Origin of the sequence: Aliiglaciecola sp. M165 (assembly GCF_007197995.1) — a bacterium.
GTDB lineage: Bacteria > Pseudomonadota > Gammaproteobacteria > Enterobacterales > Alteromonadaceae > Aliiglaciecola.
This window is the reverse complement of record NZ_VKKH01000008.1, coordinates 171,896-187,652: the sequence shown is the minus strand read 5'-3', so window position 1 is coordinate 187,652 and position 15,757 is coordinate 171,896. Positions and strand designations below refer to the sequence as shown.

14 protein-coding genes are annotated in these 15,757 nt (G+C 44.5%); 5 read left to right on the top strand and 9 right to left on the bottom strand.

Features of this window, described 5'->3' with window-relative positions; all coding sequences use genetic code 11:
• The first annotated feature begins 58 nt into the window (after positions 1 to 58).
• Positions 59 to 1,237: a cation:proton antiporter gene (locus tag FM019_RS17140; protein WP_143837188.1), complete on the top strand. Its 1,179-nt coding sequence runs from the start codon at positions 59 to 61 to the stop codon at positions 1,235 to 1,237.
• A gap of 56 nt (positions 1,238 to 1,293) precedes the next feature.
• Here FM019_RS17140 and FM019_RS17135 read toward each other — a convergent pair whose 3' ends face one another.
• The 6 genes from FM019_RS17135 to hutI form a co-directional block, all read right to left on the bottom strand.
• Positions 1,294 to 2,151 carry a cation diffusion facilitator family transporter gene (locus FM019_RS17135; RefSeq protein ID WP_143837187.1) on the bottom strand — a complete coding sequence of 286 codons (858 nt, stop codon included), beginning with the start codon at positions 2,149 to 2,151 and terminating at the stop codon, positions 1,294 to 1,296.
• Complete coding sequence (locus FM019_RS17130; RefSeq protein WP_143837186.1) at positions 2,148 to 2,678, bottom strand: hypothetical protein; 531 nt, start codon at positions 2,676 to 2,678, stop codon at positions 2,148 to 2,150. The genes FM019_RS17135 and FM019_RS17130 overlap by 4 nt, the downstream gene beginning before the upstream one ends.
• 7 nt (positions 2,679 to 2,685) lie before the next feature.
• Positions 2,686 to 4,275, bottom strand: a complete 1,590-nt coding sequence (locus FM019_RS17125) for a Na/Pi cotransporter family protein (RefSeq protein WP_260681656.1) — start codon at positions 4,273 to 4,275, stop codon at positions 2,686 to 2,688.
• 140 nt (positions 4,276 to 4,415) lie between these two features.
• Positions 4,416 to 5,645, bottom strand: a complete 1,230-nt coding sequence (locus FM019_RS17120) for an alpha/beta hydrolase family protein (protein ID WP_260681655.1) — start codon at positions 5,643 to 5,645, stop codon at positions 4,416 to 4,418.
• A gap of 160 nt (positions 5,646 to 5,805) precedes the next feature.
• The gene (gene hutG, locus FM019_RS17115) at positions 5,806 to 6,762 is read right to left on the bottom strand and encodes a formimidoylglutamase (protein ID WP_143837184.1); all 957 of its coding nucleotides are present in this window, start codon (positions 6,760 to 6,762) and stop codon (positions 5,806 to 5,808) included.
• Positions 6,752 to 7,966, bottom strand: coding sequence for an imidazolonepropionase (gene hutI, locus FM019_RS17110; protein ID WP_143837183.1), 1,215 nt, complete (start codon positions 7,964 to 7,966; stop codon positions 6,752 to 6,754). Before hutI ends, hutG begins: the two co-directional genes overlap by 11 nt.
• 110 nt (positions 7,967 to 8,076) lie before the next feature.
• On the opposite strand from hutI, the gene hutC reads away from it, so the two are divergent.
• From hutC to hutH, 3 genes are read left to right on the top strand one after another with little or no spacing between them, the layout of a single operon-like run.
• Entirely contained in the window at positions 8,077 to 8,787 is a 711-nt protein-coding gene (hutC, locus tag FM019_RS17105; protein WP_143837182.1) for a histidine utilization repressor, read from the top strand.
• A 13-nt stretch (positions 8,788 to 8,800) separates the two neighbouring features.
• Positions 8,801 to 10,474: a urocanate hydratase gene (hutU, locus tag FM019_RS17100; RefSeq protein ID WP_143837181.1), complete on the top strand. Its 1,674-nt coding sequence runs from the start codon at positions 8,801 to 8,803 to the stop codon at positions 10,472 to 10,474.
• Positions 10,475 to 10,477: 3 nt separating this feature from the next.
• On the top strand, positions 10,478 to 11,998 hold the full coding sequence (gene hutH / locus FM019_RS17095) for a histidine ammonia-lyase (protein ID WP_143837180.1): 1,521 nt from the start codon (positions 10,478 to 10,480) through the stop codon (positions 11,996 to 11,998).
• Positions 11,999 to 12,184: 186 nt separating this feature from the next.
• Here hutH and moeB read toward each other — a convergent pair whose 3' ends face one another.
• The 3 genes from moeB to FM019_RS17080 are packed head-to-tail and all read right to left on the bottom strand — an operon-like array spanning position 12,185 to position 14,879.
• Positions 12,185 to 12,934 (bottom strand): molybdopterin-synthase adenylyltransferase MoeB, encoded by a 750-nt coding sequence (gene moeB, locus FM019_RS17090; protein ID WP_143837179.1) that lies wholly within the window; start codon positions 12,932 to 12,934, stop codon positions 12,185 to 12,187.
• A complete protein-coding gene (locus tag FM019_RS17085; protein ID WP_143837178.1) occupies positions 12,931 to 14,175 on the bottom strand; it encodes an ABC transporter permease in 1,245 nt (414 codons plus the stop codon). The genes moeB and FM019_RS17085 overlap by 4 nt, the downstream gene beginning before the upstream one ends.
• The gene (locus tag FM019_RS17080; protein WP_260681654.1) at positions 14,172 to 14,879 is read right to left on the bottom strand and encodes an ABC transporter ATP-binding protein; all 708 of its coding nucleotides are present in this window, start codon (positions 14,877 to 14,879) and stop codon (positions 14,172 to 14,174) included. The genes FM019_RS17085 and FM019_RS17080 overlap by 4 nt, the downstream gene beginning before the upstream one ends.
• A 149-nt stretch (positions 14,880 to 15,028) precedes the next feature.
• Between FM019_RS17080 and FM019_RS17075 the strand changes: the two genes are divergently transcribed.
• Positions 15,029 to 15,739, top strand: a complete 711-nt coding sequence (locus FM019_RS17075; protein WP_143837177.1) for a hypothetical protein — start codon at positions 15,029 to 15,031, stop codon at positions 15,737 to 15,739.
• The last annotated feature ends 18 nt before the right edge of the window (positions 15,740 to 15,757 follow it).

Sequence of the window (15,757 nt, the reverse complement as noted above, 5' to 3'; positions counted from 1 at the left end):
GTTGGTGAGTTTTTCTATACTCGGTTCACTATTATTTAATAACAAAAAGAGCACATCCATGACCGAAATCGGAATTATTCTGCTTGGCCTTGGTGGTATCTTATTGTTGGGCATGACCACAGATTTCATTGGACGAAAAACCCCCTTACCTCGCGTCACCCTGTTATTGTTATTTGGCGTTTTAATGGGGGATGAAGGCTTTCAATTGATCCCGGCTGTTATCTCACAACAATTCGAATTTTTTTCAACCATCGCGTTATTGGTTATTGGGTTTTTGTTAGGTGGCCAGTTTGATCTGAAAAACCTTAAAGTAAACAGCAAACCGATGTTTTGGGTTTCTGCATGCGCTGCCTTATTCACCGTTATATTGGTCTTTGCAGGGATGCAGTTCACTGCTCTTCCTATTAGCGTCGTGGTAGTTTTGGCATGTATCGCATCGGCGACCGCTCCTGCCCCCATTGTCGATATTATTCTGGAGACAAAAGACAACAGCGCTTTTTCCCGATTACTGTTGCAGATCACCGCGATTGATGATGTGTGGGCGATGATATTATTCAGTATGGCAATCTCATTTGCTTTGGTTGATGTCAATTACGCTAACGCAATTGCCCCCTTCATTGAGGGGGTAGTACACATCGTTGGCGCTGTATTTCTTGGTGTTTTTATTGGATTGCCTGCGTCGGTTTTAACTGGAAGAATCAAACCCGGCCAGCCAACGCTGGTAGAAACCTTGGGGTTGGTGTTGTTCTCAGGTGGGCTAGCTATCTATTTAGACGTTTCTTTTCTTATTACTGTGATGGTTTTAGGGGCAACCATTGCCAATATTGCACAACATCATGAATATCCCTTTCACGAAATCGAAAACATAGAATGGCCATTCATGGTGATTTTCTTTGTGCTGGCTGGCGCCTCACTTAAATTTGAATTACTCAATGGCACTCTTTACATTCTGATCGCCTATGTGGTTTTACGGATTTTTGGAAAATGTTTGGGGGCTTATGTAGGTGCTCTACTAAGCCAAGCTGATGTGGCAACAAAAAGGTGGATGGGGTTAGCGCTGTTGCCTCAAGCAGGTGTCGAAATTGGTATGGCACTTATTGCTGCAAACCAATTTCCACAGCATGCTCAGGCTATTTTGTCTATTGTCATTACAGCAACGGTATTTTTTGAAATCGTAGGACCACCACTAAGTAAATTAGCAATCAATCGCGCACAAAAGTTAAATGGTGACAATTAGGGCGTGTTGATCTTTGCTGTATGAGTTCTGCATAGAGTCAGAGTATGGAGGCAGCGCTATTTAACGAGGGTTAAATTGTCTAAATAAGGCTCGATGTGCACAGTGACGTCACAGATTGCAAATTCTCTAGCGAGGATCCCTTCTATTTGATCGGCGAGATCATGGGTGCGGCTAACACTACGTTGCCCGTCGACAGCAATGGTGATATCGGCAAAGTGTTGATTATTGATGCTGCGGATCCTTAAGCTTCGCAATTCAATTATCTCAGGCAGACTCAGTAACCGTGACCTGACATTGACAGTGTTCAGCTGATTCTGGTCAACAAGGTTAGGAATTGCGCGAGAGAACAAGCGAAATGCCAAAACACCGATGAGCCCTGAAACTAAGATTGCAAATAGCGTATCAATCCAATACCAGCCTAAGGTTGCTAGTTGCCACCCAACAATAACAGCCAGTGTGGTTAATACATCGCTGAAAGTATGACTTGCATCAGCAAAAAGAATGTCTGAATCAAGCTTTTCAGCCCAGCGTTTTTGCCATAAAGATAAAGCTAAATTGATAACCATTGCACCGGCCAGAATTGCTAAGCCAATGGTACTGTCTTCAACAGGTTGAGAGAATCTTCTGATGGCGTTGATTAGCACTTCTATTGCCACCACGCTCAGCAGAGTCGCTAAAAAAAACACAGCGAGCTGTTCAAATTTTTGATGGCCATAATGGTGATCCGAATCAGCCGGTTTCTCAGCCACCCGCACCGCCATCCAGGCAACCAGGTTATTGATCAAGTCCGTCAACGAATGCAAAGCATCAGCAATAATTGCGGCGGATCCAGTTTTCAACCCTACCGCAAATTTCGCCAGCACCATCAAAACATTGACGCTACCTTCTATTACCAAGACCGTTTTCACGTTCATTGTTGGCAGCCATTTTGTTGGTTTGGAAAAAGTTGCAGAACACCCGACTGTGCATCGATATCCCCGATAATCCAGATTTTCTCAAATGGATGATCTTTTGGGATAACAAGCAGGTTAGTAAATCTGGAAATAAATCGGCTATTCCAAGCTGGATGAGCATTGCGTATGACCAGCCAAGTGCACTCACTATCATAAAACTTTGTGGATTTATTCATTAGGATCCGATTAAGCGCTTCGACTAAACGACTATCTACATCCTGCTTTTGCTCAAGAAACGTTAACTCTTCCCTAGTATTGGCATTGAGTTCTTTGCCCAAAATCTGTTTCGCTTCATAGGTTGAACCATAAAGATGTGCGATCTCGATATCCACGAGTTTATGTTCTAGTAAACAAGAGACGTCGGGCTTGGTTGGCAAATTGTGGGCTAAAAATTGTAACGCATCAGTGTGATTGCTGTTGTACCACTGAATAAATACATCAATGGCCTGCTTTTCCCAGGTTACTTTTTCCAACTCAGAGTGATTCACCTTCCGCTTATCCCCGTTGCAATGCGATTTTTTGTAAACGCGAGTAGTTACTTAACTTATCTTTCAAACGTTGACTATAGGTCATAAAATTAGTTAATACGCCTACATCGGCACGAGTGGAATCTAGCATGAGTGACAATAGCGTGCGATTGGCTTCATCGATCTCATGTTGCAGGGCTTTTGCTGAAGTTTTTGCTTGTTCGGAATCGACTTCGTCTTTCGTCGCTGCGATGTCATGAAAGTATTCCAATGTCAGGCTAGACAAGCTACGGGTCATCAACAACAGATCACTTTTCATTTCTATAAATCGCTCGTCCAGACCCCGCTTCGCTTCATGCAGATCCTTGATTGAATCGTGGATTTGAAACAGGTAGTCATATTGATTAAACAGTCGAATAAACTCTTTGGATTCTGCCGGTTCATTAACCAAGGTCACGGCAGACGAAAAATAGTGCAAAAACTCTTTTTTAACAAAATCCGTGTATTGCAATCGTTTTTCAGCCGCGTGCAAAATGCCACGGAAATTTGTTTCTATACTCAAGGTCACCACATTGTAATTCTCCTGCATAAAATCAAAGAGTTCAGGCAGCCCCTTATCCAATTTTTCTTTGACACTTTCAAAGCTTTCGCTTTGATCGAAAACAGGAAGGTTGAGGCGCTCGAAATCCATTTTGCCCTCGCCCATTATATAATCAATAAGTCTAGTAAACGGTGTAATCGCCAAGGTGAAAACAATACTCGTAACTACATTAAACACCAAATGTATCGTCGCCAATGCCACCGCCGGATCTGAGCGATATTGCTCTAATTCATGTCCATAAACCAGGAGTATCGGGATAAACATAAGCACTCCACCGAGATTGAACAGCAAGTGGCTAAGCGCGGCTTTTTTGGCGGCAATGTCCATATTAAAAACAGCAATAAATGCTGTTACAGTAGTCCCAATATTTGCCCCCATTATGAGTGGTACGGCGTTTTCTAGACCTATCATTCCTTGTTGGGTAAATACAATGGCCAATCCGGTAGTCACCGAACTAGACTGGACCAGTGCGGTAAACAGCGCGCCAATAAGTAACGCAAAGATAGGATTTTGCGGCTCAGTCAGAACACTCATCAAATAGGTATTTTGCTGCAGTGGAGATAGGGAGTCGGACACAAGTTGGAGACTAAAGAAGACGAATCCAAAGTAAAAAATAGCTTTGCCGAAAATCGATGCTCGACTATTTAGTAAGGATAGGAAAAAGCCCAAAACGATAAAAAAAGGCGCAAAATTTGTCAGTTTAAATGCGACGAGTTGAGCGGTGATTGTAGTACCGATGTTACTACCAAAAATAATCCCGACACTATTTTTAAATGATAATACACCGGCATTGACCAGACTGATGGTGATGACAGACGTCGCAGAGCTGGACTGGATCACCATGGTCACTAGCGCACCCAGCAAAACACCAACAACCGGAAGTTTGGTTGCCGCGCTGATTGACTTACGAAAGCGTTCGCCAGAGATCCGTTCAATTTCCTGCGAAAAATGTTCCAAGCCAAATACAAAAAGTACAACAGCGGTTATCGCCGCCAACGAGATATTGAGATACTCCACGTGATTGCCTGTCGGCCCCCCAAACTTCTTTCGAAACTGGAAACACAATTACGGTTAAGTCTAATCGGAGCTCAGGCTATCGCCGTGATGTAAATCAATAAACAGACATTTAACCCATCTGTTTATGGCGTCATTTAATTTTATTCGTTCACTTTCTTGGAATGGAATTGCATTCCTGTGCCCCAGCGATCAGGAAACCCAGGCCAGGGTTCAGATAGCTTGCCTTGCGCATCTTTTAATTGGGTCGCGTCTTCTCGGGTCGGCAGTAATTGGCAAGATTCTTCATGGCTTTTCACGTAACAATTTAAAAAGCTCAAGGCAAAGTGCTCGTTAATACGAGTCAGCGCTTCGTTGCTCCAAGCTGGCTCAATATAGTGACCAATTTCAATATCGGTTTCAAAGGCTACTTTTGGCGCTGGATGCGGTGCAAAGTTATGTCGCGCATTCTCATACACCAACATAAATGTATTTTCCCCACCAGTTTGTTCATATAACTTTTTTACACCCATTTCATATCCAGAAATATCATCATTCTCACCAGCAATATACAACGTGGGCACATTGATTTGTGCAAGAGATGCTGCACTGTGGACATTCAGCTCCTGCCCCCATGGTGCAAAGGAGATCATGGCTTTCCAACGGTTATCAACGTTTTCAAGACCTGCCCGACAAAAGTTAAACAATGGCAACATTGCGTTGGCTGCTTGCTCAGGAAAGCCAAGACGTTGCAAGCCTGCTGAGTTAAAATCATAACAGCCTCCAACGGTATTAATGGCGCCAAAGCCACCCATTGAGTACCCAATCACCGCGGCATGATCAGTATTAGTGACTTCACTAAATTCATGATTGGATTTAGAAAAATAGTCCAATACAAACTGCTGATCCCTTGCTCGATTAATCAGTGTACTCACAAAGCCACTTCCTGGATTGTTATTAAAATCCACGTCTTCATTGGTTGAATCAGTATGATCAATACCTACCACCACATAACCGTGACTCGCAAGATGCTCACCTAAATAAAACATAATAGTTCGATACCCGGTATAACCATGGGACAACACGACAAGTGGAAAATCGCCTTGCGCTTGCGGCTTCGCGTCTCGATATGCTTCACCTTGAACGGCAAAGGCTTTATTTAACCGAGTAACGTTTTCATAGGTTGCTAATTTTCCGCCTTTTTGTGCCGGATACCATACTTCCAATGTCAATTGACGGTCTTGAAGACTCTCAAAATCAGTTAAGTTGAGTTGTTGAGGATTCGCCACTTCAAAGGTTTTAACGCCAACGCTATGCTCGCCCGATTTTGCCATTTTTGGCATCATTGTAGGTTGTTGGGTAAACAACTGTTCAGCACCTTGAACAGTCATCATGCATGAGCATAATAACGAAATTATGATTAGACGAATAGACATAAAGAGACCCCTGTTATCAATTATCGTATTTATAACACTTTTAAATTCAACTAGGATGAAGAATAGTGATAGTTAATAGTTGATGGAATGAATAGTGCTAGTTCTTAATCGTCAACGGTCATGACTGAGCAATCATCGCTTGATGCATTTCAAACACTAATCTTGCGGCAAGTTTAGCGGTACGATTGTCGATATCATAAGCAGGGTTCATTTCAGCGATATCGGCTAAACGCCAACTAAACCTCAATTTAGACTGAGATTGACCAATCCAATGAATCAGCTCAACTACCTTCTTTAAATCAATACCCAAGGCGGCTGGTGCACTCACTCCAGGAGCAATACCAGCGTTAAACACGTCTAAGCACACTGTCAGATAAAGATGATCTATCGACTGTAAAAACTCCGCTAATATTGATTTTGCGCCATCAACGCAGAAGTCGGTATCACTTAGATAGCGAACATTGAGAGTATTGGCTCGGGAATATAACGCTTGGGTATTCGCCGTTTTTGCCACTCCCAGACACGTATATTGAAAATCTAGTGCATGCTGCTGGCAATGTTTGGCGATTTGATAAAATGGCGTGCCTGAGCTGGTATCTGGTGCAGGCTTACGTAAATCAAAATGCGCATCAAAATTAATAATTCCGATATTTGCCTGTTTGGTTTGTTGATCCAAATGAGCATGTAAACCCTGGTAGCTGCCCCACGCGATTTCATGACCGCCACCGAACCCAATAACGTATTTTTGCTGCTGCAAACACTGACAAATTGCATCTGCGTAGTGTTGCTGCGCAGTCGCTAAACTATTTTTGGCTTCGATGTTGCCATAGTCATAAAAGCTCTTGTCACTATGCCATGCCACATTAGCCAACGCGGTCCTAATCGCGTTAGGTCCATTTTTAGCTCCTGCTCTGCCTTTATTGGCGATCACCCCTAAATCACTGGCAAAACCCACCAATGCAAGCTCTGTGTCATTTGCATCGGAACTTAATGCTTGATGCCAACGCTTACCGAGATCGCCGTCTTCGCTGTCTATCCTGCCTTGCCAAAATTCAAAATGAGACTTAGCTGACATCTTTGCCCCCGAGCCAGACTTTATCGGGACGATGATGATTGATCCCGTAAACTAATTCAATCGGGTGTTCAATATCCCAAAGACATAGGTCAGCATCTTTACCTGTGGCAATAGTGCCTTTGTTTTGCATACCTAACGCCTTTGCAGCATATCGCGTTGTGCCCATTAACACTTCAGCAGGCGTTAAACCAAATAATACACTGGCCATATTCATCGCCGTTAATAATGATGCAACAGGAGAACTACCGGGATTTAAATCTGTCGCTACAGCCATAGGAACCTTGTGGCGGCGCAACGCATCAACTGGTGGCTTTTGTGTCTCGTTCAAATAGTAAAAAGCGCCAGGAAGCAATACCGCTACAGTGTCTGTTTGAGCAATCGTAGGAATATCTTGCTCGGCCAGGTACTCGACATGATCGACTGATAGCGCGCCCATTTGGCTGGCCAATAATGCGCCTTTAAGATCGCTCAATTGTTCTACGTGAGCCTTAATATTTAACCCGAGTGACTTAGCAGACTCAAAAACCCGCTGACATTGTGCTGGTGTAAACCCGATGGACTCACAAAACACATCAACACAATTAGCCAAATCCTGCTCGGCGATTTCTGGCATAACTTCACTACAAACAAAATCTATATATGCATCCGCTCTTTCCAAAAATTCGTTTGGCAATGCATGGACACCTAAATAGGTTGATTGCACATTTATCGGTGTTGCTGCAGACAACCGTTTGGCGACTTTTAACATTTTAACTTCTGTGTCCATGTCCAAGCCATAGCCTGATTTGATTTCAACGGTGGTAACGCCTTCTTCTGCCAGCCTCCGAACGCGTTTTAATGCCTGCTCAAAGAGCATTTCTTCACTCGTTTCTCGGGTCGCTTTGACCGTTGATTTAATGCCACCACCCTGCTTGGCGATCTCTGCGTAGCTAATGCCCTCTAGCCGTTTCTCAAATTCAGCAGCACGACTTCCGCCATACACCAAATGAGTGTGGCAATCGATGAAGCCAGGCAACAGCCATTTTCCCTGGCCATCAATAACTTTACATGCTTCTTCTGCGAAGTCAGTTTGCGAGCCTACAAAAGTGATTTTGCCGTTCTTGATCCCAAGGGCTCCGTTGGCTAAGACTTCCAGGGGCTTATCGGTGTTCGCCATTGTCATGATGCGAACATTGTTAATACACAAATCGACAGGTTGATTCATGGGCTGACTTAGATTGAATTAGAATGCCTAGAGTGTACTTGTACATACTTGTATATACAAGTAAGATACGGTCTCTTTTTAGCGTGTAACCGGAATATAGACTGACACTTATGCAAGCTAGATACATTGCGATTAAATCAGCCATTCTCGACAAAATTGAGTCCGGTGACATGTCACCCAATCAACAGGTGCCCTCTGAAAACCAACTTGCTTTGCAATTTAATGTCTCGCGGATGACTGCGCGCAGAGCATTAACGGAGTTAGTCGATGAAGGGATCTTAATGCGCTCTCAAGGATTAGGTACTTACGTATCGGATCACCGACCAATGAGTTCAATGTTGGAAATTCGCAGCATTCATGACGAAATCATTCATCGCGGTCATCACTATAATAATCAGGTGCTCTGTCAACAACGTATTGTTGCAAGCCCCCAACAAAGCACGCAATTAGGCGTTGCAGCGCAGGCAGAAATATTCCACACACGGATCGTGCATCTTGAAGCGGGTTTTCCAATTCAGTTGGAAGACAGAATCGTTAACCCTCGTTGGGCACCAGAGTACTTGGCTCAAGACTTTAATCAGATCACTGCAAATCAATACCTGAGCCAAGTCGCTCCCCTTACACAAGCCGATCACATAGTAGAAGCGGTACTCCCTGAACAACAGGTTGCCGACACCCTGCAGATTCAAATCAGTGATCCTTGCTTGGTCATTGCGCGCCGCACCTTTTCAGCAAAAGGCATAGTGAGTTTTGCCAGGCTTTTTCATCCTGGTCATCGATACAGAATAGGTGGCCACCTCGAATTTACACCCAAAGGGTGAGGAGAAAAACAAAATGAACAATCGTCACGATCCCAGTCGTACCATACATGCCTATACCGGCACCACGCTCAATGCAAAAAGCTGGCAAACCGAAGCACCGCTTCGAATGTTGATGAACAACTTAGATCCTGCGGTAGCCGAACACCCCCATGATCTTGTGGTCTACGGCGGCATCGGTCGGGCGGCTCGTGATTGGCAATGTTACGACAAAATCCTCGAAGTACTTAAACGACTCAACGATGACGAAACCCTGCTAGTGCAAAGTGGGAAACCTGTGGGTGTCTTCCCTACCCATTCAAATGCGCCAAGAGTTCTCATCGCCAATTCTAACCTAGTGCCTCATTGGGCAAATTGGGAGCACTTCAATCAGTTAGATAAACAAGGGTTGATGATGTACGGCCAAATGACGGCCGGATCTTGGATCTACATTGGTTCTCAAGGGATCGTGCAAGGCACTTATGAAACCTTTGTCAGTGTTGCCAAAACCCACTTCAATGGTGATGCCTCAGGCCGATGGGTACTCACTGGTGGATTAGGTGGAATGGGTGGTGCGCAGCCACTAGCGGCCACTATGGCAGGCTTTTCAATGATAGCGGTTGAGGTGGATGAAAGCCGTATCGATTTCCGTTTAAAAACGGGCTATTTAGATAAAAAAGCAACCTCTCTTAAAGACGCTCTTGCAATGATTGAAGCGGCTAAAAAATCCAATCAAGCAGTGTCGATTGGGTTATTGGGCAATGCAGCCGATCTGTTTGCAGAACTCGTAGAAATGGGCGTTACCCCTGATGTGGTCACAGACCAAACCAGCGCCCATGATCCGCTTAACGGATATCTGCCACAAGGTTGGACACTTGAATACGCCAAGCAGATGCGTACACAGGACGAAAGTAAAGTCGTTGAATGTGCCAAGCAGTCAATGGCGGTGCAAGTCAAAGCCATGTTAGCCTTGCAGGATAATGGTGCCGCTACGCTAGATTATGGCAACAACATCCGTCAAATGGCATTTGAGACTGGCGTATCTAATGCGTTCGATTTTCCAGGTTTTGTTCCAAAATACATCAGACCGCTGTTTTGCCAAGGGATCGGCCCCTTCCGCTGGGCTGCGTTGTCGGGAGATCCGGAAGATATTTATAAAACCGATGCCAAAGTCAAGGAGCTTATCCCCGACAACCCGCACCTGCACAATTGGCTGGATATGGCCAAAGAGCGCATTCAATTCCAAGGCTTGCCTGCCCGCATTTGTTGGGTAGGATTGGGCGAACGTCAAAAGCTAGGATTGGCTTTCAATCAAATGGTCAAAAATGGTGAACTTTCAGCACCTGTTGTTATCGGTAGAGATCATTTGGATTCAGGCTCGGTAGCCTCTCCAAATCGCGAAACAGAGAGTATGTTAGACGGCTCCGATGCCGTGTCAGATTGGCCATTACTCAACGCCATGCTCAATACCGCCGGTGGTGCAACCTGGGTGAGCCTTCATCATGGTGGCGGTGTAGGAATGGGATTTAGTCAACATTCTGGGGTGGTCATAGTGTGTGATGGCACTGAAGATGCTCACCAGCGAGTTGCCAGAGTGCTGCACAATGATCCGGCTACCGGTGTCATGCGCCATGCCGATGCAGGCTATGATTTGGCAATACAATGTGCCAAAGACAAACAACTTGATTTGCCAATGTTGGAAGAGGAATAAAACGTGTCAGTGTTTATCATTCACCCGGGGCAACTGAGTTTAGATGACTTACGTAATGCGCATGAATGTCATCAAAAAATCGCACTTGCCAAAGAAGCGATCCCAGCCATTGAAGCATCTCAAAAAACCGTTGCGCAAGTCATCGAACAAGGCCGAACAGTTTACGGTATTAACACGGGTTTTGGATTATTAGCCAACACCAAAATTAAAACCGATGAATTGTCATTGTTACAACGCAGTATTGTTTTGTCCCACGCAGCGGGGATCGGCAATTTCATGTCAACCGATACTGTGCGCTTATTGATGTTGTTGAAAATTAACTCTTTGGCAAGAGGATTTTCAGGGATCCGATTGAGCGTTATTGACGCGTTAATTGCGCTGTATAACGCGGAAGTTTATCCCGCCATCCCGGAAAAAGGCTCTGTGGGTGCATCGGGAGATCTTGCGCCACTGGCACACATGAGCGCAATATTGCTAGGTGAAGGCGAAGTATTGCACAATGGAGAGCGACTGCCAGCAGAGCAAGGGCTGGCCATTGCGGGACTGAAAAAAATCGACCTTGCTCCGAAAGAAGGCTTAGCGCTTTTAAATGGTACGCAAGCATCAACTGCCTTTGCATTACAAGGGTTGTTTTACGCACAAAATGCCTTGGAGAGCGCCATAGGTATTGGATCGTTAACGATAGAAGCTGCGTTAGGTTCTCGAGTGCCTTTTGATGCGCGTATTCATAAGGCTCGTGGTCACGCTTCTCAGTCTGATATCGCAGTAGCGTATCGAGACTTACTTGCCAGCTCTGAGATTGGCGATTCTCATCAACAATGTGAGAAAGTTCAAGATCCCTACTCGTTGCGATGTCAGCCGCAGGTAATGGGCGCTTGTTTGCAACAAATGCGCTGTGCAGCACAGATTTTAGAGACCGAAGCAAATGGCGTTTCCGACAATCCATTGGTATTCGCCGATAGTGGCGACATTCTCTCTGGTGGAAACTTCCATGCTGAGACCGTTGCCATGGCTGCTGATATGTTAGCTATCGCGTTGTGTGAAATAGGCTCTTTGTCGGAACGCAGAATGGCGCTACTGATTGACTCCCACTTAAGTGGATTACCACCCTTTCTTGTCAACAATGGTGGTGTCAATTCAGGGTTTATGATCGCACAGGTGACCTGTGCCGCATTAGCCAGTGAAAATAAAACTTATGCTCACCCGGCTTCTATTGATTCCCTGCCAACCTCAGCAAACCAGGAAGATCACGTGTCTATGGCGACCTTTGCTGGGCGCAGATTGCGCGATATCTTTGAAAACGTTGCAGGTATACTGGCAATAGAATGGCTGGCCGCCTGCCAAGGAATCGATTTTAGGGCGCCGCTAAAAAGCAGCGACAAACTTGAACGAGTGAAAGGGATCTTGCGCGCAGAAGTCCCCTTTTACGATAAAGATCGCTATTTTGCTCCCGACATTGAAAGCGCTTGTGATCTGTTAAAACAAGGAAAATTGCAAGATGAACTCAAATTAGACCTTCTTTGATTCATCACTTGAACACCTAACATTAAAGCGGCACAGGTCATCGCAAATTTATAAATGAAGCGATGACCTTGGTTCGGCCAAACGTAGACATCGCCTTTTAATCAGTGCGTACACATGAGCACTGCATCAGCTAATTTTTGACTGTATATATTTTGAGCGAGCTGATAGTTGTGGTATCAAAAACACCTACCCGCACACCTTGCAACCGGGGTTTTTAAGCAGTTCAAAGACTCTGCTTTGAGTTGTCATTGCATCAATCAGCATCAATTTATTCACCAGAGGTTCACCAAAATCCGTGAGTATTTTAATCGCTTCTATGGCTTGATAGCTGCCCACAATACCGACAAGTGGAGACAGCACACCAGCTTCAGAACAGCTTAGGTTTTGCTCACCGAAAAAGTGGCTTAAACAAGCATAACAAGCTGTATTTTTAGTGGGAATGACGCTAAACAACTGCCCTTCTAGCCGAATTGCTGCGCCTGATACCAGTGGTTTTTGGTTTTGCCAGCACACTTGATTGAGCAAGTTTCTTGACGCTAAGTTGTCGGTACAATCGATAACAATATCATTTTTTTTAAGTTGCTCAGCTAGCTGTTCGGCATCCATTCTCGTTTCAATCGTATGTATACTTACCTGACTATTTAACTGCAGTAAACTTTGTTTCGCTGACGCACACTTGCTTGTTCCCACATCACTTTCACCATGCAAAATCTGACGTTGAATGTTGCTTAAGTCGACAACATCATCATCGACCAAGGTAATTTCCCCAACTCCGCTAGCGACCAGATATTGTGCAGCCGCACAGCCCAAACCACCCAAACCGACAAGCAAAATTGAACTGTCTAACAAGCGCTCTTGTTTTTCCAAATCGAAGCCTGCCAACATAATATGCCGACTGTAACGCATTGCTTGTGAGGGATCTAAGGGAGTTGTCATCTGGCATTCAACCCCTGCTGTAACGTCTGTTTATACGCGGTAATCGCCGGCACACAGGCAATAATAAATGTAATCACACACACTAAGCCAACGACAGTAAAGGTTCCAAGAGTAAATAGGTTTGCATCAACAAATAGCCCGTATTCTTCACTTAACCAATTAGCGCCAATGATTAATGTTCCCCAAACCAGTAAAACAGCAATTATGGACGCAGAGACACTAATTAAAAAAGCTTCGGTCTGGATCAGCAGAAACACCACAACAGGACTTGCGCCTATGGCGCGCAGTACGGCGATTTCGCGGCGTCGTTCTCGTATTGAAGTGAGCAGCATAGTGGCTAAACCCAGCAAGGACGCAAATAAAATCATTACAGAGATAAGCAATAACAGATTTTCAATATTTCCGACCAATTGCCAAAGCTCTGACAATGCAACGCCTGGCAGAATTGCCATCATTGGCTCTAGCGCAGATTGGTTGATTTGTCGCTGGATTTGCAGCGTTCTAATTGGAGAATCCAGCCCCACAAGCACTGCCGTGACTTGCTCGATAGGTAAAGTGATTTCTTCGCCTTCTTGCAGATCATGCTCGAGTTCGTGGAGCTGATGTTGAGACATATGAGCCGCTTCAAGCCCTTGCAAACTCACATGCACCGTTTTGTCGACCGGCGTACCTGTGGGTAATAATATGCCAGTAACCCTAAAGGGCGAATGTTGGTGTGTTTTGAAACTAACCTCTGCCATGCCGTGTGACAAGACGATTTCATCTCCCACTTTATAGCGCATAGTTTTGGCTACATCACTGCCGATGACTGCACCAAACACCGAATCAAATGCTTGCCCCTCTTTGAACTGCAGCGCTTGCTTATTTCCATATTGAAAAAACCTGAAATAGTCAGAGGTCGTGCCAACCACCGCAAAGCCTTTGTGCGAATCCCCTAGCGAAATAGGCACTGCCCAATTCACGCCTGGATAATTTTGGATACTTTCAACACTGGCCCAAGAAATGTTGTTAGTTGGGTTACCGACTCGAAAAACCGAATAGAGCAACAGGTTGGTCTGGCCAGTGCGTGGGCCGACGATCAGATCGGTACCAGAGATTGTGCGCCCAAAGCTGTCTTTTGCTTGCAGTCGAATATGCTCAGTAGCCACTAAGAGTCCAACACTAAGTATCACCGATAACATAGTGAGTAAAACAGCCCCTCTTCGACTTTTAAGACTTTGTAGCGCGATGGTGAAAATCATAATTCACTCGTCTCAGCACGATTTAGCTGCCCTAATTGAAGGGAATACTCGAAATGCGAAGCCAAACGACTATCATGGCTAACAAATACAAGACTTACATTAAGCTCTTTGACACATTGCATTAATAAATTCATAAAGCCCATTTTGGCACTTTCATCGAGCGCTGAGGTCGGCTCGTCGACAATTAAAATTTCTGGTTTGTTAATTAACGCTCTCGCAACGGCTACCCGTTGTTGCTGACCGACACTCAGCGTATCTGAACGTTGGCTAAGAATGGTGTCTGCCAAGTCCATGCGTTGAAGATATTCCTTGGCTATTGTCTTGGTATCAGGACTCAAGGTTTTACCAAAGTAGGCGGCAGCTTCAATGTTTTTTTCAACACTTAGGTAGGGTATTAAATTGAATTGCTGGAAAACCATGCCAATGTGTTTAGCTCGAAACTTATCACGCTTTGATGGGCTTAAACTCGAAAAAGGTTGCTCAAGAAGCCGTATTTCACCTCGATTGGGAGAATGAATGGGTAAGGTCCCACCAATGAGATTCAATAATGTGCTTTTACCCGTGCCTGAGGGCCCGGATAAAAATACACTTTGCCCTTTTGCCACCTTCCATGTGTCGACCTGCAATACTTTTGGCCTGCCCGACTTCGCGTAACTAAACTCAAGTTCTTTGATTTCTATGGCATTTACAACTGTGTCGTGCAATTCTGTGTCCTATAATTTGAGGTCAAGTGTTTAGTAAATCACATGATGATAAACAACCATTCGGTTCTGATCTAAACACAGTGTACGAGACAATAAAAGCAGATGCCTCAATAATGAATTAAGTTTTAAAAACAGGTGTAAAACAATAAATGAAAAAAATGATTGTGGCCATATTAAGCATTTTCTTATGGGCCAATACATCAACAGCTAAACCTTTATATATCGGGTTTGTTGAGCGACCTCCGCACATATATGCGAACGCCGATGGGTCCATTCGAGGGCTTCTGGGCAAGCAATTACAGGATATTTTTAAGCGTGCCAGAGTAGAGTCTGAGCTGGTGAGAACATTCCCGAAGGATATTGATAAACTCATCGGTCGCGTGGACCTCAATGGATTCATTGCTACCAAGACCCTGATGGATGATCCTGACAACTATTTGTTTACTGATGAACCATTATTTATTTTAGATTTTTACGTTTATCACTTGGCGACAACGCCTAGCATTGCTGGGTTAAGTGAATTAAAAAACACTTCCGTTATCTTGCCAATTCCTTTGAATTCATTTGAAGGCCCATTAAAAGAGCACTTGATTGACCAAACGAACAAAGTCACTGTGCATTCAGATCAAAGTAACCTTGAACAACAAATTATTTTGCTAAGAAAAAACCGAGCGAAATATGCGATTTCATATTTTGGCCCTAACAACATCGCTTTGATGTTTTCCAAACGCGCCAACCGAGATGATATTCAATCCAGTCAACTGTTTGAGTTGCCCATGTATTTTGTATTGAAAAAATCTGTCGACGATGCGCCGAATATAATGCATCGGGTAAACCTGGCCTATGCTGAGTCTCGATAGTTACGGATGTTGTTGCTA

Excerpts from the sequence above, each read along its gene's own strand:
- hutU (WP_143837181.1), top strand. The coding sequence starts at position 8,801 with ATGAACAATCGTCACGATCCCAGTCGTACCATACATGCCTATACCGGC.
- FM019_RS17140 (WP_143837188.1), top strand. The coding sequence starts at position 59 with ATGACCGAAATCGGAATTATTCTGCTTGGCCTTGGTGGTATCTTATTG.
- moeB (WP_143837179.1), bottom strand. The coding sequence starts at position 12,934 with ATGACAACTCCCTTAGATCCCTCACAAGCAATGCGTTACAGTCGGCAT.
- FM019_RS17075 (WP_143837177.1), top strand. The coding sequence starts at position 15,029 with ATGAAAAAAATGATTGTGGCCATATTAAGCATTTTCTTATGGGCCAAT.
- hutG (WP_143837184.1), bottom strand. The coding sequence starts at position 6,762 with ATGTCAGCTAAGTCTCATTTTGAATTTTGGCAAGGCAGGATAGACAGC.
- hutI (WP_143837183.1), bottom strand. The coding sequence starts at position 7,966 with ATGAATCAACCTGTCGATTTGTGTATTAACAATGTTCGCATCATGACA.
- FM019_RS17085 (WP_143837178.1), bottom strand. The coding sequence starts at position 14,175 with ATGATTTTCACCATCGCGCTACAAAGTCTTAAAAGTCGAAGAGGGGCT.
- FM019_RS17135 (WP_143837187.1), bottom strand. The coding sequence starts at position 2,151 with ATGAACGTGAAAACGGTCTTGGTAATAGAAGGTAGCGTCAATGTTTTG.
- FM019_RS17120 (WP_260681655.1), bottom strand. The coding sequence starts at position 5,645 with ATGATGACTGTTCAAGGTGCTGAACAGTTGTTTACCCAACAACCTACA.
- hutC (WP_143837182.1), top strand. The coding sequence starts at position 8,077 with ATGCAAGCTAGATACATTGCGATTAAATCAGCCATTCTCGACAAAATT.